We start from the raw sequence: 17,679 nt of genomic DNA, 5'->3' as shown, positions 1-17,679 counted from the left end.
GACAAAAAAATAAGGTAGAACTTACTATGGGACAAGTTGGTAACTGACAATGAAAAACAAACACTTAACTCTCTCTGATCGCAATGATATTCAAATAGGAATTGAACAGCTCAAAACCTTTTCGGCTATAGCAGCTAAGTTAGGAAAAGATCCGTCCACAATTTCAAAAGAAGTTCGGAGAAATAGGGTGACAAAAGAGAACTCTAGTGCTTCCAATTGTGAGGCCTGCCCTCTGCTCAAAAAGGCTCCCTACGTTTGTAATGCCTGTCCGAAAAAGAGATTGAACTGTGGATACCAGAAACAGTTCTACTATGCCAAAAGAGCTCAGCTTGATTATGAAGCTAAGCTCTCGGAGTCGAGAACAGGCGTTGCCCTAAACAAAGAAGAATTCTATCGTATGGACGAGATTGTCTCTTCAGCCATACAAAAGGGACAACATCTCAACCACATCATCGCCTCAAACGAACTTTCGGCATCCAGAGCTTCTATCTACCGATACCTTGAAAAAGGATATCTTTCCACAAAGCCTATTGATTTCCCCCGTGTCGTGAAATTCAGAAAACGTCGAACAAGAGATCTTCCTCCCATTCCTAAAACTGCCAAAGAAGGACGGTCCTATGAGGACTTCCAACGCTTTCTCACAAAAGAAGGCATCAGCTATTGGCTGGAAATGGACACCGTTACTGGACGGATTGGAGGAAAAGTTCTTCTAACCTTCAACCTCTCCTTCTGTAACTTTATTTTCGCTCGATTGCTTGATAATAAAACAGCTAATGAGGTCGCTAAACACCTCTACATTATCAAAAACGACCTGCATCAGAAAGAGATAGACTTCTGCGAACTATTCCCTGTCATTCTGACCGACAATGGTGGTGAATTCGCCAGAGTGGACGACATCGAAAGGGATGTTCGCGGAGAATCAAAGCTATTCTTCTGTGACCCCAATCGTTCTGACCAGAAAGGGAGAATTGAGAAGAATCACACACTTATCAGAGATATTCTTCCTAAAGGCAGTTCGTTTGACAACTTGACACAGGAGGACATCAACCTGGTTTGTTCGCATGTCAACAGCGTCAAACGAGCTTCTTTCAACGGAAAATCGGCTTATGAACTCTTTACATTTACCTACGGTGAGGAATTGGCAACACTTTTGGGTATCTCTAAAATTGACCCTGAGAACGTCATTCAATCTCCACGATTACTAAATAATCACTAGTTTTTATCAAAAAAATTAATCAAAAATAGAAAGGAACTTGTCCCATCCCAAATTCCAGATAGCTAGAACTTACTTTGAGACGTCTCAGAGCCAGTAACTTTAGTGTACTCTTTTTTTCAACAATTTCAAGCCAAAAACACCCTTGAAGCCTCATTTTAGTCAAAAACAGAACTTAGTCTGAGACTAAATTCTGTTGGTTTTATGCAGTTTTCTCATAGTAACTTCTGGGAGACTCAGACCTAGAACTTACTTTGAGAATTTACCACTTGATTCTCTTCCCCCTACACTTTACTAGATATAGCCATTCAGTTTTTCCTTTGCTACATCGTTAGCTCGTTTTACTGAATCCCACAGCATTCCTTGCCATTCGTTACTTAGTGCTAGAAGCAAACTGAAAGACTATAAATAAAAAAGAGCGAGCCCTTAGGACTCGACAAAACACTTAATAATGACGCTGACCGAATAAATTATCTGGCATATCATGAAACCCTTTACCTTTATGATAATTATCAAATTTTCCAAGAAGATAACGGTAAGCATCTAGTTTACTCTCATATCGGATATAGGCGTCTGCTGCACGGTCATCCTTATCCTCTTCAATTATCTTTTTACTAGCATCCATAGCCATTTCGTTAATCATCACTTGATTTTTAACCCAAGTTTCAAATTCCTTCATAAACTCTTTTTCGTATGACATAATAACCCCTTCTATTCATTTCTCCCTTTTATTATAGCATACTTATCTCTAAAATCCTTCAATTTACGAAATGCTCTATTTTCCATACAATCATTAGAATATTTCACGGGATAAATAGAAAATTTATCAAAACCCTTGCGTCCAAACTGTTTTTATAGTAATATATTTAAGTAACCGCCGCTATAGTTAAATGGTATAATAGAGCAATGGTAATGCTCCGTTCCGAGTTCGATTCTCGGTGGTGGCAAATCTTAAGAAGTCCAAATGGGCTTCTTTTTGGTTTCTAGATGGCAAAAAAAAACGCTCCTAGTTGAGGATCTAGGAACGCTGTTAGGTTAATTAAGGAATTCCTCAATAGCTGTATCAGCAGCGATGCGACCAAAAGTGAAAATATCAGTAAGTGAATTACCACCTAGACGGTTTCCAGCATGAAGACCACCCGCCACTTCGCCAGCAGCAAAGAGACCTCTGATGACTTGACCGTTTTCATTGATAACATGAGCGTGAGTATCAATCTTCAATCCACCCATAGTATGATGAACAGCTGGCTTACGTGGTGTTGCGTAAAATGGTGCTTTTTCAACCTTGAGGTCGAAGGCACCTTTATTAAAGTCTGGGTCAAAACCAGCATCCACATAAGAATTGTATTTATTGATGGTATCCACAAAGATCGCTGGGTCAACTTGAATCTGTTCTGCCAATGCCTCTAAGGTATCGGCACGATAGAGTGTCCCTGCTGCTACTTGTGCGTCAATTTTTTCTTGACTAGTATTATAAGCAGTCGCCTTGATATTATCATCAGCAATAAGGTAGAAAAGACCGCCGTTATCAATGGCTGCTTGTGACAATTTATCACGACTGCCATACTCATCAACAAAACGTTTTCCCTTAGTATTAACCATTACAAAATTTGCTGGTGGTACTTGCAGCCCCGTGAAAAGTGCTCCTGTTACAGGATCAGAAACTGGCATCATTTGACTGAATCCCATACCAACAAGATCCGCACCGACTGACTGGCCAAGGACAATGCCATCACCTGTTACAGCTGGTGTGTTTGAAGTAGCAATATCATCATCTATTTCAGTCCAGTAAGTATTATATTTTTGTAGCATCTTGGTATTAGCTCCAAAGCCGCCTGTTGTTAAGATAACAGCTTTGGCATTAACAGTGATGGCTTGACCATTACGCCCTGTTCCTTTTACACCAGTCACAACACCATCTGTTACAATAAGCTCTTTGACAGGGGTATCTGTGAGGATAGCTCCGCCATTTTTCAAAACAAAATCTTTCAAAACTGAGATGAAAGCGACTCCCATTGGCGTTTTTGGCTTATGCCCACGACGCCAGAGAGCACCAACTGGCATGGTAACTTCGTTTCGATCAAATTCGACACCAACATTTTCCAGCCAACGTACAGATTCCAAGGCACGTTCTGTCAAAACTTTGACGAGGTCGTAATTTCCGTGAATTTCATGCCCCTGTAGATCAACACGCTTACCGCCAAGATAGGTTTGCATACGATAAAGCAATTTTGAATCAAAGAGGTAGGTTGGGTCTTTGAGATAATTTTCCAATTCAAGCTTCAAGGCACGGAAATCTTCAAGGTATTCAGGATCAATGTCAGTTTCGTCCAAGTCATGTAATTCTTGGAGCGTATGGGCTTCACCAGCATTAGCTGCAAAAGTATTTTGCCAAGCAGGGTCTGGAGCGTTCATTGGACCACCTGCACGAACAGTATTACCTCCTACGGCTGGAAATTTTTCAACGACAATAACTTTCTTACCAGCTTGCAAAGCACGAGCCGCAGCAGCAAGACCAGCACCGCCACCACCAACAATGACAAGATCTGTTTCGTATATTTTATCTTCATGGTCTAGAGCAGATAATGCTTTTGGACGACTACGAAGGGCATCTGGATTAGCACCAGCCATTTTCACCGCACGCGCAACCCCGTCAAGCACACCTTTTGAAGTAACTGAAGCCCCTGAGATGGCATCAACATTTAAAGTTTGACCTTCAATGATTTCACCTGGAATACGAGTAAAAACAATATCGGCAATACCACCAGTTTCACCTGAAGAATCTATATCAATTCTTTCAATGCGCTCTGCTGACAACGTAACAGACATTGGTAAATCACCGTTGTGACCAACAGTCGTTACTTGGTAAGTCCCCGGTTCAAAATGAACTTCTTCAGGTTCGTTGAGCTGATTGGCAATTTCTACAAATCGAAGGAATTTGAAGAAGCAAGAATCTAGGAAATCAACTGTTCCTTGGGATTTAATATCTCCGTTTTCATCAAAGGCTTGATGAGCACGGCCAAGTAAAAACTCTGAACCTGGCATGACAGTCGCATTAACACCAGGTGCATCAAGTATCTGACGAAGGTGCAACTGAGCACGCGAGGAGCCTTGTACATCATAAGAAGCCCCGACAATCATGGTTGGCTTGCCAGCGAGAGGGTGCACGTTGAAGGATAACCATTCGAGAAGGCTATTCAGGCTTGATGGAATGGTATGATTATGTTCAGGTGTTGCGATAATGACCCCATCAGCTTCTGTAATTTTTGTGTTAAAATTTTGGATAATAGCCGAGCCGGTTTGGTCATCTGTCTCATTAAACATTGGGACGTCCGTAATTTCCATAATCTCAATATCTGCTTGTTTAGCAAAATGTTTTTGCATGAATTGTAGCAAGATACGGTTATATGATTTTTTTGCGTTCGTTCCGACAATGGCAACTATTTTCATTCTATTCACCTACTTCCCATGCGAATGCCTTTTTTCGATCAGTGTCTGCTTGTTTGACAATTTGATTTGTGATTGTCACAAAATCTTGAAATTCTGAGAAATGTTCTTCCAGCTCTGCTACTTTTTCAAAATCATTAAGATTAAAATCATCATCCAAAACCTGTTCAGAGTGTCCGAGGAAGAATTCTGAGCCCGGCATGACGCGAGCCTTCAACTCTGGAGCATCTAAGATTTGGCGCAGATGCGCTTGTGCGCGAGATGTCCCCAGAGCTCCCAGTGAGCATCCAACAATCATGGTTGGTTTATTAATAAGAGCACGGCTAGTGTAGGCAATCCATTCTAAAGCGCTAGCCAGAGGTGCTGGAATGGTGTGGTCGTACTCAGGTGTTGCAATAATGACACCATCAGCGGAAGCAATCTTTTCTGAGAAAGCAGCAATAGCTGCAGGTGCTGTCCTGTCCTCCGGCTCATTGAAGGCTGGCAACTCTTTAATTTCAAGCACTTCAATGTCTGCCCTATCCGCAAAATGCTTAGCCATAAACTTAAGCAGTTTTCGATTAGTGGAACGGTCAGAGTTGGTTCCAACAATAGCAACTAGTTTCATTTTGTTACCTCTTTCACATTGTTTTTATAATACGATTATACTACTCCCTATCTTTTTGTAAACGCTTTACGCCATATCTCAGTTCTATTGTATCATTTTTCAAGACCATTGTATAACTTAATGAAAATTCTAACCTATCTATCTTTAATAGACAATTTAAACAACGTTTTCAATTAACTCCAAAACAATATCGGAAAAAATTTAAAGCAAAAAACCCTATGACATCGGGACATTGATTCCTGATAGCATAGGATTTTTTATATTTTACTACTGCCAGCTAGGACTCAGCTAATCAATAGCCACATAGCGTTGTACTCCGCTATAAGTACGATAAGCTAACCACACATGTCCGTCATTATTCAAAACACTTGTATAGTTTACCTTATCTCCTGCTGGATAGTAAGTGATAATAGGACTAGCATTGTTTGGTTCCGCTTTGATTGGACAATTTTTAGTAAAGGTATAAGTTCCTTGAGCTGGAAGGTTATTACCAGTATTAGTCGGTTGACTTGGTTGGGCTGGAGAAACATTTCCATAATCGCCACCTTGGAAACCGAAATATTCTTCCAACGTCAATCCTGAATCATGCACTTCCTTGGCCTCTTTACCAATATAGCGAACATGCCATGCTTCTTCCATAAAGCCTGTTGAAGCTTCCTTACCTGGTTGATAACGGACAACGAAACCATAGTTATGTGCATTATCTTTTAACCATTGGCTTGCCCTTGCGTCTTCAAGGAGATTGCCAGCTTTGTCTGTCAAATCATAAGCTAAACCTGTTTGATGTTCACTGTAACCAGGTCGTGCAGAATAGCGATCAGCAGCTGCTTGACCATCACGATTGACATAGTTTTGGTAAAGATTTGCTTGTGTGCTGTAACTTCTGAAACCGCTATAACCATAACCGACATTTAAGCCTTGAGCAATCATATCATTACGTAATCTTGTGAAAGCTTCTTTGGCAGTGGCATTTTCACCAGGATTGTAGGTCGCAGACAATGGGTATTTTTTATTGACAACAATTATATCATCATATTTTCCTTTGATGCTATAATATGATCCATTAAAAACTGGCTCAGCATTCGAAGTTTCAACCGTCGTTGTGGTTCCCGCAATGCCGTTCATCTTACCGGTATTATCAAGATAATAGAGATGAACATTATATTCACCAGAAGTATTTTTATGGTTGCTTACACTAACTGAAACTTTATAGTTGCCGTTGCTTTGTTTCGTAGCGTCGTACCAAACTAAGTCGTCTTGTCCAGATTGACTTGACCAAACAGGAACTTTAACTTGTGTCACAGGAGTACTGAATGAAAGATTAGATACAATAACATCAAATCCTTTCGAAGTTTTATTTTCAATACTGAGTTTATTTTTTTCGACAACAGGTTGAGCTACTGTTGTTTGAGTGGCTGTAACACCTGACATTTTACCTGTCTTATCAATGTAGTAAAGATGAACGTTATAGATACCGCGTTCATTCTTGTGGTCTGACAACTTGACAGCTGCCTTGTAAGTGCCATCGCTTTGTTTTGTAGCGTCGTACCAAACAAGGTCATCTTGACCTGATTTATCTGTCCAGACCGGAACTTTAACCCCAGCTATACCATTGCTATCTGAAACATTCGAAACAATGACATTGAAGTCACCGTTACTTTGATTTTGAATAGACAAGGTGCCTGTACGTTCGTCTTTAGGTTGTGCTACTGTCGTTTGAGTGGCTGTAACACCTGACATTTTACCTGTCTTATCAATGTAGTAAAGATGAACGTTATAGATGCCGCGTTCATTCTTGTGATCTGACAACTTGACAACTGCCTTGTAAGTGCCATCGCTTTGTTTTGTAGCGTCGTACCAAACAAGGTCATCTTGACCTGATTTATCTGTCCAGACCGGAACTTTAACCCCAGCTATACCATTGCTATCTGAAACATTCGAAACAATGACATTGAAGTCGCCGTTACTTTGGTTTTGAATAGACAAGGTGCCTGTACGTTCGTCTTTAGGTTGTGCTACTGTCGTTTGAGTGGCTGTAACACCTGACATTTTACCTGTCTTATCAATGTAGTAAAGATGAACGTTATAGATACCGCGTTCATTCTTGTGATCTGACAACTTGACAGCTGCCTTGTAAGTGCCATCGCTTTGTTTTGTAGCGTCGTACCAAACAAGGTCATCTTGACCTGATTTATCTGTCCAGACCGGAACTTTAACCCCAGCTATACCATTGCTATCTGAAACATTCGAAACAATGACATTGAAGTCGCCGTTGCTTTGGTTTTGAATAGACAAGGTGCCTGTACGTTCGTCTTTCGGTTGAGCTACTGTCGTTTGAGTGCCTGTAACACCTGACATTTTACCTGTCTTATCAATGTAGTAAAGATGAACGTTATAGATACCGCGTTCATTCTTGTGATCTGACAACTTGACAGCTGCCTTGTAAGTGCCATCGCTTTGTTTTGTAGCGTCGTACCAAACAAGGTCATCTTGACCTGATTTATCTGTCCAGACCGGAACTTTAACCCCAGCTATACCATTGCTATCTGAAACATTCGAAACAATGACATTGAAGTCGCCGTTGCTTTGGTTTTGAATAGACAAGGTGCCTGTACGTTCGTCTTTCGGTTGAGCTACTGTCGTTTGAGTGCCTGTAACACCTGACATTTTACCTGTCTTATCAATGTAGTAAAGATGAACGTTATAGATGCCGCGTTCATTCTTGTGATCTGACAACTTGACAGCTACCTTGTAAGTACCGTCGCTTTGTTTCGCAGCATCGTACCAAACAAGGTCATCTTGGCCTGATTTGTCTGTCCAGACCGGAACTTTAACTTCAGCTATGCCATTTGGATCAGAAACTTCTGAAACTACAACATTAAAATCACCATTGTTTTGTGAATCAATAGTCAGTTTTCCAGTGCGTTCAATAGCTGGTTTGACAGGTTGAGTGCTAAGCGCAATCGGGATATAACGACGCGTGCCACTATAGCTGACATAGGAGATCCACTGATGGCTATCTGCGTCAAGCACTTTGTCATAGTTAATCTTTTCACCTTTATCAAACGTGAACTCCGTAGGTGCTGACATTTTTGGTTGACTTTTTACTTCAACCCGACTGGTAAATGTGTAACTGCCTTGGCTCGGAAGATTAAGACCAGATTGAGGCACTTCATTAGTTACAGTGGTCTTGGTTCCTGTTACACCAACCATTTTCCCAGTAGATTCAATGTAATAGAGATGAACATTGTAGTCACCTAGTTCATTTTTATGATCGCTGACTTTGACAGCTACCTTATAATCACCGTTCGCTTGCTTGGCAGCATTATACCAAATCAAATCATCTTGGCCTGACTTGTCTGTCCAGACTGGAACCTTGACTGCTGCTATGCCATTACTATCCGAAACATTAGTAACAAGAACGTCAAATCCTTGAGGAGTTTGATTTTGGAAACTCAATTGACCTGTTGGCGCAGCCACCGGTTTGTCCGCAGTTAACTTGGTAATAGCAGCATAACGACGGATGCCACTATAAGATTTATAACTTAGCCATTGATAGCCATCATTTGTTAAAACTTTATCATAGAAAACTCTATCTCCAGCATTAACATAAAATTCAACAGGTGCAGCTACTGTTGGAGTGTTTTTGACTTCAGTACGTTCAGGGTAAGTATAATAACCTGTTGTTGGTAGTTTTTTCTCCGCTACAGCAGCTCTATCCTCTGAAACACTAGCCGTCGTCGCTACTTTAGCTTCTCTCAATAAATCTTCTACAGCAACATTGGTTTGTGCTGAATTAGAAACTGTAATTTTAGCTGCATCAAGTCCTGCATCACTTGATACCTCTGTATCTTCCGATGTTGTTTTTTCACTTGCCACTGATGAATCCACTTGTGACGTTGATACTTCTGAAACAGCTCCTGATGTGCTCGCTGTATCTGTCACAGTATCAGTGCTTGTTGTAACTTCCGCCTTAGCAGATGCTGAGCTATCAGAGGAAACTGTTGAATTTGTAGCTGTTCCTACTGCTGCCTCAACCGCCTTGACAGTTGTTTCTGCATGATCTGCTTGGGCTACCGGAGTTTCTGAAGTCGCTGTTTGATCAGCTGTACTTGACTCAGTTGTTGGTGTACTAACTTGAACTGTTACAGGCTCTGTGGAATTAGATTTTGCCGTTCCAGTTTCATCAGCAGCTACCTGTCCAGCAAAAACTAGACTAGCACCGATGAGCACAGAAGCCGCACCAAACGAATACTTACGAATGGAAAAACGTTGCTTTTCTTGTGCAAAAATATCTTTTTTCATCGCATTAATCCTACTTTCTAGTCCTTTCGACTTAATTATAATCCTTAAGAAAACGCTTGTCAACTTTAAAATGTCATATTCGTAATAAAAACGTAATATTATCTCTGCCATTTTTTCTTAAAGATAAGATTAGCTTATCAAAGTCTTCCATAAAACAACATGACATTTATGTCATGTTGTGGGTTTGAACGTACTCTTTGACAGTCTTGTATTACAGTAAACAGGAGACTTGTGTGGGTTACACTACACTTCCAAAATAAAGCTCTTTTTAGAACCTTGATGAACTCCCAACACCTTCTATCCTAGCAACACACTTCATTTTTCAATCCAATTATCAAATTTAATTACGATAAAATGGATGATAATCACCATTAATATCTTGCCCCACGACAATTCTATCCGCTTGCGCAGTTCCTCCTATATGGGGATCCTCAGTTCCAGCAGGAATAACAAGGAAGGAGCTACTGTCAGTTTGATTAGTTCCTGAAAGAGAACCAAAATAGACGTTAGAATCCACAGTATTCATTGAGACAGAATAAATATTTCCTGAGGTGTTATTTGTAACTTTTCCATCAGAACCCACTGTTATTGATTCACCTAAATCATTGTTCCATGTTCCCACAATTGAACTAAAATCTCCATTGGCCAATTTATTAATAGAATCCGAGATTATTTGAACTGGCTCAGATGTGCTTTGTGCTGGTGTAGTTGCTGAGTGTTGACTTCCTGAAGTATCATTACCAGATGTTTGTCCTCCATTTTCAGTTGCAGCTTTTACACTAGTCTTGGAGCTACTATTTGCTAAATTGGAATCTGTAACTGATGATGAACTTGATTTTTTTATCGTTGTTGATGATTTACTACTTTTTGATGACTGACTAGTCTTAGATGTTTGCTCATAAAAGCCAGACTTATCTATCATTCTATTGTTGCATGTTTTTAAAATTAGAAAGGCAAGCACTGTTATAAGTAGTAACAGAATTAAAGCTGCTATTAATTTTTTTGTTTGTTTCATAATCCAAATCTCCCATTATGTAATACTGATATAGCGACGATTTCCAGAAGCAGCTATATAGCTAATCCAATAATGTCCGTCAGATAAAAGGACTTTATCATAGTTAACGGTATTTCCTGCGTCATAAATTGCGTTCCTAAAAGCACAGAGGATACATCAAACGAATACTTACGAATTGAAAAACGTTGAATGTTTTGATTTGAAAAATAATTCTTCATAGTTTATCTCCTTATAATTTCAAAAGTTACTATATCACAATTTCAACTCAAAAATTCATCATTGTCATAATCGGTACGTTTTTTGTCATAATCAGATAAAAAAGAAAATTCATCAAAAATGACAAAAAACGTACCGATTATGACAACTTTAGCTTAATTTAGCTATTTTATACTATAATAGACAAGTAAATTGAAATAGGAGGTGTAACAATGAACTGGTGGGATATTTTTTGGCACAAGGGGTAACAACAAAAATAGAAGCTCATAACCTAAGTTTTGTTACTGCACTCCTAGGCTATGAGCTTCTTTACTTTAATTCTAAGGTCTGCTTAAATTTGTAACCTCCACTCTCTGTTCGAAGACTACAATTAGGATATTTTTCTAAAATCCTTTTAGCATTCGCTAATCCAATTCCCCTACTTTCTCCTTTTGTCGAGAAACCTCGCTTATAGATATTAATAACATCAACTTTTTCAATACCAATACTATTTTCAATAATCACAACTTGTGGTTCCCCAGCAATTAGAGCAACTACAACTTTCTGATTGGTATTCGGTTGAACTGCTTCAATGGCGTTCTCGAGTAATATACTTAGTATCGTAATGAAATCCAACAATTCTATATTAGGTGTGTTAAAAGGTTCAAAGACTTCAAGGTGAATTTCAATTCCTTGACTTTGCGCTTCTAGTATTTTTGAAAAAAGCAGTCCTTTGATAGCATCATTTTTAACATTTATTAGATTTGCAATTTCATACCGTTCTCCTTGAACTCTATGCTCTGTCTTGGATAATACATTTTTATAAACTGTTTCAATTGCTTCGATATCTTTGTTTACAATCCCAGATTTTAAACTAGATAAGATACCTAAATAATCATGCCTAAAACTTCGAATTTCATTGTAAAGGTATTCTATCTGCTTACTATACGCAGTTAAATCAGTAATTTGTCTATCTTTTTGAAGCAAAATTTCTTGTTCAAGCTTTTCATTAAAATCACCGTTAATATAGACCAACATCACTAAAAAGAGAATCCCATAAATAGCAATGAGATACTTCCTTCCCACCATTGCATATGGTATATGTCTATCGAACAGCAGTAATATTTGTAACCCAACAAAATAAAGCAACATCGAAATATCTGCCAGAAAAATAAATATTTTTGAAAAATCTTTTAAAAACCCTTTATGTAAATTTTTAAAATCAACTTTTAGAGACTTCATTAAAAAATAATAGGTTGGAAAAACTAATAATTCTGATATTAGCCCACAAAAATAATTTTGATTGTTAAGAATATCATTTATACCTATCGTTGGAAAAAAATAGTAAATCAATAACCGACTAAACAAACTTTCCACAATTACAGGAAATAGACCGTAGAATACATCTAACAACCTGTTGTTGTAGCGATTTTTTACCAAAGAATAAGCCACTAAAAATAGTAGGGTTGAAAAATAAGCTATTGGAGGAACAATTAAAAAGAGTATTCTCAGCACTGTTGGAACAATTATTAGCCATCTCTTAGCAAAGATATGTCCCGTAATTTGTTGATAGATTAGCATCATAATGATCACATGGACAAAAAAGTCCAAATTATTCCAAATGATATCTAAGTTCACCGCATCTCCCTCATTTTCTCAATCAATTTTTTCCGTTTTAATTTGGAGACAAAGCACCTCTCTCCGTTTTCAAAGTATACTATTCCAGATTCTTTGTCTATTTTAGTGATATTTTCTGGATTAACAACAAACGATTTATGGCATTTGTAAAGCCGCTCATCTACTTTTTCAATTTGCGATAATCGCCCATAAAATTCAATCTGTTCATTTTTAGTGTGCAAGATAACCTTATGAATTGTCTCGGATGTCTCAAAATAAAGGATTTTATGAAAAGGAACTTGAATAACAGCTTGAGAGGTTTCAAATGTAAAAGAGTCTTCAGCTACGCTATTTCCCATATGACTTAAAGCTACTTCAATAGCTGACTCTATGCGTCCTACATACTCTTCTTCATCAGCTAATTTGTCTATAAAATCCAAAGCCGCGACCTTGTATTGAAAGGTTAGGGGTAAAAACTCCGAATGCGTTGTTACGAATACAATAACTGCTTGCGGGTCGTTACTCCTAATTTGCTGAGCCATTTTGAAGCCCCTTTTATCATCTTTATCAATTTGAATATCAAGGAAAAATAATTGATGACAACCTCGTTCTTTTGCAGCCTCTAATAATTGTTCTGGTTTCCCAGAGATATTAATCGCACGCACTTTCCACTTGTTCTTTACAAGTGCTTTATTTATGGCATTTTCTATCCGAGATTGTTGGATAAGATCATCTTCTAAAACAAAAATATTTAACATCCAATTCTCCTAGTACTTAGCTTTTCATGTTAAAAAATTCTCTTGGACTAGTATATCAAACTTTTTGAAATATTTCATTTATTTTACAAATATTACAAAAAGTTTTTATCCTATAGATTCCCTTTACTGATTGGAGATTTTAAATCATTTGTACATAAATGCCTAAAATCGGGGTTTTTTCAGCAGTTATAGATTTTCAGTTGTCGAAAAATTTGTACTTATGTTAACCGAATGTGAGTGGGAAAATATCAACAAAATAAAAATGCAGCTCTAATTTTCGAGTCACAGACTAAAAACAAGGTAAGAAAAAACGACCCTAAATAGAGTCGTTTCATTTAATTCACGATTAAATCCGCAACGAATTAGTCTTCGTTTACGAATGGCATAAGAGCCATAACGCGAGCACGTTTGATAGCTGTTGTTACTTTACGTTGGTTTTTAGCTGAAGTTCCAGTTACACGACGTGGAAGAATTTTACCACGTTCTGAAACGAAACGGCTAAGAAGCTCAGTATCTTTGTAATCAACATATTCAATTTTGTTAGCTGCGATGTAATCAACTTTTTTACGGCGTTTGAATCCGCCACGACGTTGTTGAGCCATGTGTTTTCTCCTTTATAAATTTAATTCGTTTAATCCATTAGAACGGAAGATCGTCATCTGAGATATCCATCGGGTTAGAATTTCCAAATGGGCTTTCATCTCTCGCAAAGTTAGGGGTTTGTGATTGTGAAGGTTGTGAATAACCATTCGTACTAGATGCCCCACCAAATGAATTATTGTTATAACCATTTGAATTATAAGAGCCACCTGCATTACCTTCGCGTGTAGCACGACTTTCCAAAACTTGGAAACTATCTGCAATCACTTCAGTCACGTAAACACGTTGACCTTGCTGATTATCATAATTACGTGTTTGAATACGTCCTGTAATACCAACTAATGTTCCCTTTTTAGCCCAGTTTGCCAAATTTTCAGCCTGCTGACGCCAGATGACACAGTTGATAAAATCAGCTTCACGTTCACCAGCTTGATTCTTGAAATTGCGATTCACGGCAAGCGTGAAAGTTGCAACTGCTTGATTAGACGGTGTATAACGGAGTTCTGCATCGCGAGTCATACGACCCACAAGTACTACATTATTAATCATAAACTACCTTCTTATGCGTCAAGTTTAACGATCATGTGACGAAGAATGTCACCGTTGATTTTTGAAAGACGATCAAACTCATTAAGAGCTACAGCGTCAGTCGTTTCAACGTTAACAATATGGTAAAGTCCTTCACGGAAATCTTGGATTTCGTATGCAAGACGACGTTTTTCCCAATCTTTTGATTCAACAACAGTTGCACCGTTGTCAGTTAAGATAGAGTCAAAGCGTGCTACCAAAGCGTTTTTAGCTTCTTCTTCAATGTTTGGACGAATGATATAAAGAATTTCGTATTTAGCCATTGATATTTTCCTCCTTTTGGTCTAATGACTCGCAACCTTCGCTACGAGTAAGTGAGGTGCACTCACAAGATACTATTATACATGACTTTTCATAATAAAGCAAGAAAAAAATGAATAATCAAAAAGACGGGTACCTGACCCATCTTTTGAAAAAATATTTGTGTTTGTGCTACCACAAACTTTTCATAAGGAGTTAGCTTGCGGTAATATCTCCATTTTTGTAGCGATTCAAATTCATCATTAACATAAACTTTACCTCACTTCATCAATCTTTTTTAGCAACAAACTACATTGGATTCACCTCTTAAGCTATTTTATGCAACTAAGATTAGTGTCACCGTTCTTATATCTTGCTATGTGCATAAGATACCTCCAAAATGATTGAAAATAGTTAACACAACACTTTTCATGTTGGTGATTGACTCGTCACCAACACAAACTACAAAATTATTTTCTCGGCCGAGAAATTAGCGTAGCAGTCAATCACATAAAACAGATGCCCAACTCTAACAAACTTCGCTACTTTGTTTCATTCCGGCTTTCTCTAGTTTTTTCGGACTGCTATGAAAGTTAATTGTCTCCATTCTTATAACGACTAATATTCATTGTTCTCATAACTCGCATAACCTTCTTTCTACGTGTCAGAATGTCTTATCAAGCTCAATAAACAACTAGATTAGAAGCTATTTCAATATCTGGTGTACTCGCGACAGCCAGACGGGATTTCTGGATTTTCTGCGCTAGCGATTTTTTCTAATCATCTACGACAAAAATACATCTATCTTAAGTTATTGGTATCACTCCCTTGTTACTATTTTATGCAACAAGTCCAGTGTCTCCGTTTTTGAAACGGCCCATATCAAACATCAACATAAGTCGTCACCTCATTACTTTTGCAAGATTTCATTGACAGGGGTAAAGTGATTTTCCCTCACGTAAGTCGACTTTTGCCTACTGCTACTTGGAGACTAATCTCCATTCTTGTACCTAGAAATATTAAGTTTTACCATGGTATTTACCTCCTTAACATCTCTTACCTTAACTACACTTATATTATAATGTAAACGGTTACTTTTTGCAAGAAAAAACTGTTTTGGAAATATTTTTTTACAAATATGCTATACTAGAAAAAAAAGAAAGTTAGGATGGGATAATGAAAAAGAATATCAAGGAAGCTCCTAAATTTGGTTTAGGATCATTTATTGCGCGAAGTGCTGGTTTTTGGATTTTATTTGTTATTCTCTTTGACCTTATCTTAGATATAGATTCTGATATGTCCACAGGAATCTCCTTACTTTTAGGGATGGGGAGTGCCTATGCGCAATTTTTTACAAAGCAGCTTGATTACCTCAATCATACTAAACAAGAGATTTTACAGCTTGAAAATGACATTGATATCACGCGCGATCATCTTCGCCAGTTAAAACGAAATCTCTTACCTGATCCCACTGAACATGACAGACAGGCAAATCTCGTTAGTCAAATCCATCGTTATGAAGATCGTTTCACTCAAGACAAGTTGACCTATAATAGCCTGATTCGTGACTACAATTCCGCTCTCCGAATTATGCCAGTTCGATTTTTAGCACGGCGTTTTGGACATGTCGAAAAAGACTATTTTTCGGATTTTTTTGTTTAAGTAAGACGAGAAGAGGCAGAGGAAGAGATTGCTTTGGTATCTACTTGTAAGCTACATTTCCAGAGTGAAAAGTTCCTTCAGATTTTTTCATTCCGTCTCCGTATTGCTTCAAATTTAGAAGGTAACTTTTGAGATGGGAAATGTAAGGAAATATATTCCTCTTAATAAATAACATGCGAACAAACCATTAACCAACTGCTACGCTGGGAGATTTCCACGTAAACCAAGAAACGAACCTGTTTGAAATGAAAGAAATTTTGTAAAATAAACTTATGTTAGATTTTAAAGAATACGGCATTGAGATGTGGGACGAGGAAAAAATTGCCTCCTTTCGCCGCACTCTTCTTACCTGGTATGACACCGAAAAACGCGATTTGCCTTGGCGTAGGACGACAGACCCTTACCACATTTGGATTTCAGAGATTATGCTCCAACAAACTCAGGTAGTCACCGTTATCCCATACTACGAGCGATTTTTAGACTGGTTTCCCACCATTGAAAAATTAGCTAACGCTCCCGAAGAAAGATTACTCAAAGCATGGGAAGGCTTAGGGTATTACTCCCGCGTCCGTAACATGCAAAAAGCTGCGCAGCAAATCATGACCGACTTTGATGGAAAATTTCCATCATCACACAAAGATATTTCTAAATTAAAAGGGATTGGCCCCTATACTGCTGGTGCTATCGCTTCAATCGCTTTTGGGATTCCTGAGCCTGCGGTTGATGGCAATGTTATGCGGGTTATGGCTCGCTTGTTTGAAATCGATTATGATGTCGGTGATCCTAAAAATCGTAAGATTTTTCAAGCTGTCATGGAAAAACTGATTGACCCTGATCGACCTGGGGACTTTAACCAAGCTCTTATGGACTTGGGAACAGATATCGAATCTGCTAAGAGTCCTCGGCCTGATGATAGCCCTATCCGCTTCTTTTGCGCAGCCTATTTACATGGAACCTATGACAAATATCCTGTCAAGGTACCTAAGAAAAAGCCAAAACCTACGCAAATTCAGGCTTTTATCATTCAGAACGAAATTGGTGAGTTTCTTCTTGAAAAGAACACCGAAGGACGATTATTAGGTGGCTTCTGGTCTTTTCCTATCATGGAAACAGATTTTATTAGTAAGCAACTGGACTTATTTGAAAATGTGGATGCAGTGCTAGAAACTCTTTCGCAAAAAGCAGTTTTTGAACAAGAGTATAAACTTAAGCCTGTCTGGTCAGAACAGCATTTTGCACCTATCAAGCACACCTTCAGTCATCAAAAATGGACGATTGAGCTAGTAGAAGGATTTGCCAAAAAAGCTCCGCTATTAAACAGCAAGAAACTTCGATGGGTCGATCCTGCTAACTTCGAGGACTATCCTATGGCCGCTCCTCAAAAGAAAATGGTTCAGAAATATTTCAAAAACTAATGTCAAAAAGAGACTGA

14 protein-coding genes, 1 tRNA gene and 1 pseudogene are annotated in these 17,679 nt (G+C 38.3%); 4 read left to right on the top strand and 12 right to left on the bottom strand.

Going from position 1 to position 17,679, the window contains the following annotated elements:
- The first annotated feature begins 49 nt into the window (after window positions 1-49).
- Window positions 50-1,216, top strand: coding sequence for an IS30 family transposase (locus ABZ559_RS03155; protein WP_367005779.1), 1,167 nt, complete (start codon window positions 50-52; stop codon window positions 1,214-1,216).
- A 442-nt stretch (window positions 1,217-1,658) separates the two neighbouring features.
- Here ABZ559_RS03155 and ABZ559_RS03150 read toward each other — a convergent pair whose 3' ends face one another.
- Window positions 1,659-1,913, bottom strand: coding sequence for a DUF1912 family protein (locus ABZ559_RS03150; protein WP_321057573.1), 255 nt, complete (start codon window positions 1,911-1,913; stop codon window positions 1,659-1,661).
- Between the two features lie 176 nt (window positions 1,914-2,089).
- Between ABZ559_RS03150 and ABZ559_RS03145 the strand changes: the two genes are divergently transcribed.
- A tRNA-Thr gene (locus ABZ559_RS03145) sits at window positions 2,090-2,160 on the top strand.
- A gap of 88 nt (window positions 2,161-2,248) precedes the next feature.
- Here the strand turns inward: ABZ559_RS03145 and ABZ559_RS03140 are convergent.
- The 11 genes and pseudogenes from ABZ559_RS03140 to rpsF all read right to left on the bottom strand — a co-directional run bounded on the left by ABZ559_RS03140 (window position 2,249) and on the right by rpsF (window position 14,608).
- Window positions 2,249-4,663 (bottom strand): flavocytochrome c, encoded by a 2,415-nt coding sequence (locus ABZ559_RS03140; protein ID WP_367007208.1) that lies wholly within the window; start codon window positions 4,661-4,663, stop codon window positions 2,249-2,251.
- Between the two features lies 1 nt (window position 4,664).
- Complete coding sequence (locus tag ABZ559_RS03135) at window positions 4,665-5,267, bottom strand: NADPH-dependent FMN reductase (protein WP_273414423.1); 603 nt, start codon at window positions 5,265-5,267, stop codon at window positions 4,665-4,667.
- Between the two features lie 288 nt (window positions 5,268-5,555).
- Complete coding sequence (gene ldcB / locus ABZ559_RS03130) at window positions 5,556-9,572, bottom strand: LD-carboxypeptidase LdcB/DacB (protein WP_367007207.1); 4,017 nt, start codon at window positions 9,570-9,572, stop codon at window positions 5,556-5,558.
- Between the two features lie 340 nt (window positions 9,573-9,912).
- On the bottom strand, window positions 9,913-10,587 hold the full coding sequence (locus ABZ559_RS03125) for a DUF6287 domain-containing protein (protein ID WP_367007206.1): 675 nt from the start codon (window positions 10,585-10,587) through the stop codon (window positions 9,913-9,915).
- Between the two features lie 15 nt (window positions 10,588-10,602).
- Window positions 10,603-10,716 (bottom strand): SH3 domain-containing protein, encoded by a 114-nt coding sequence (locus tag ABZ559_RS03120; RefSeq protein WP_367007616.1) that lies wholly within the window; start codon window positions 10,714-10,716, stop codon window positions 10,603-10,605.
- A gap of 23 nt (window positions 10,717-10,739) precedes the next feature.
- A pseudogene (locus ABZ559_RS03115) lies at window positions 10,740-10,805 on the bottom strand (YSIRK-type signal peptide-containing protein); the annotation flags it as partial.
- A gap of 307 nt (window positions 10,806-11,112) precedes the next feature.
- On the bottom strand, window positions 11,113-12,420 hold the full coding sequence (locus tag ABZ559_RS03110; RefSeq protein ID WP_367007205.1) for a GHKL domain-containing protein: 1,308 nt from the start codon (window positions 12,418-12,420) through the stop codon (window positions 11,113-11,115).
- Entirely contained in the window at window positions 12,417-13,157 is a 741-nt protein-coding gene (locus tag ABZ559_RS03105; RefSeq protein WP_367007204.1) for a LytTR family DNA-binding domain-containing protein, read from the bottom strand. The genes ABZ559_RS03110 and ABZ559_RS03105 overlap by 4 nt, the downstream gene beginning before the upstream one ends.
- 362 nt (window positions 13,158-13,519) lie before the next feature.
- Window positions 13,520-13,759, bottom strand: a complete 240-nt coding sequence (rpsR, locus tag ABZ559_RS03100; protein WP_000068664.1) for a 30S ribosomal protein S18 — start codon at window positions 13,757-13,759, stop codon at window positions 13,520-13,522.
- 37 nt (window positions 13,760-13,796) lie between these two features.
- The gene (locus ABZ559_RS03095; protein WP_367007203.1) at window positions 13,797-14,306 is read right to left on the bottom strand and encodes a single-stranded DNA-binding protein; all 510 of its coding nucleotides are present in this window, start codon (window positions 14,304-14,306) and stop codon (window positions 13,797-13,799) included.
- Window positions 14,307-14,317: 11 nt separating this feature from the next.
- On the bottom strand, window positions 14,318-14,608 hold the full coding sequence (rpsF, locus tag ABZ559_RS03090; protein ID WP_018376394.1) for a 30S ribosomal protein S6: 291 nt from the start codon (window positions 14,606-14,608) through the stop codon (window positions 14,318-14,320).
- A 1,153-nt stretch (window positions 14,609-15,761) separates the two neighbouring features.
- Between rpsF and ABZ559_RS03085 the strand changes: the two genes are divergently transcribed.
- Window positions 15,762-16,247, top strand: a complete 486-nt coding sequence (locus ABZ559_RS03085; RefSeq protein ID WP_367007202.1) for a LemA family protein — start codon at window positions 15,762-15,764, stop codon at window positions 16,245-16,247.
- Between the two features lie 272 nt (window positions 16,248-16,519).
- Complete coding sequence (gene mutY, locus ABZ559_RS03080; RefSeq protein WP_367007201.1) at window positions 16,520-17,662, top strand: A/G-specific adenine glycosylase; 1,143 nt, start codon at window positions 16,520-16,522, stop codon at window positions 17,660-17,662.
- Window positions 17,663-17,679: the final 17 nt, after the last annotated feature.

Source organism: Streptococcus sp. ZY19097, assembly GCF_040731245.1.
GTDB classification, from domain to species: Bacteria; Bacillota; Bacilli; order Lactobacillales; family Streptococcaceae; genus Streptococcus; species Streptococcus orisratti.
This window is presented reverse-complemented; position numbering and strand designations above follow the sequence as displayed.

Bases quoted from the DNA above. Each gene is read 5' to 3' on its own strand.
- ABZ559_RS03155 (WP_367005779.1), top strand. From the start codon at position 50: ATGAAAAACAAACACTTAACTCTCTCTGATCGCAATGATATTCAAATA.
- ABZ559_RS03150 (WP_321057573.1), bottom strand. From the start codon at position 1,913: ATGTCATACGAAAAAGAGTTTATGAAGGAATTTGAAACTTGGGTTAAA.
- ABZ559_RS03140 (WP_367007208.1), bottom strand. From the start codon at position 4,663: ATGAAAATAGTTGCCATTGTCGGAACGAACGCAAAAAAATCATATAAC.
- ABZ559_RS03135 (WP_273414423.1), bottom strand. From the start codon at position 5,267: ATGAAACTAGTTGCTATTGTTGGAACCAACTCTGACCGTTCCACTAAT.
- ldcB (WP_367007207.1), bottom strand. From the start codon at position 9,572: ATGAAAAAAGATATTTTTGCACAAGAAAAGCAACGTTTTTCCATTCGT.
- ABZ559_RS03125 (WP_367007206.1), bottom strand. From the start codon at position 10,587: ATGAAACAAACAAAAAAATTAATAGCAGCTTTAATTCTGTTACTACTT.
- ABZ559_RS03105 (WP_367007204.1), bottom strand. From the start codon at position 13,157: ATGTTAAATATTTTTGTTTTAGAAGATGATCTTATCCAACAATCTCGG.
- rpsR (WP_000068664.1), bottom strand. From the start codon at position 13,759: ATGGCTCAACAACGTCGTGGCGGATTCAAACGCCGTAAAAAAGTTGAT.
- ABZ559_RS03095 (WP_367007203.1), bottom strand. From the start codon at position 14,306: ATGATTAATAATGTAGTACTTGTGGGTCGTATGACTCGCGATGCAGAA.
- rpsF (WP_018376394.1), bottom strand. From the start codon at position 14,608: ATGGCTAAATACGAAATTCTTTATATCATTCGTCCAAACATTGAAGAA.
- ABZ559_RS03085 (WP_367007202.1), top strand. From the start codon at position 15,762: ATGAAAAAGAATATCAAGGAAGCTCCTAAATTTGGTTTAGGATCATTT.
- mutY (WP_367007201.1), top strand. From the start codon at position 16,520: ATGTTAGATTTTAAAGAATACGGCATTGAGATGTGGGACGAGGAAAAA.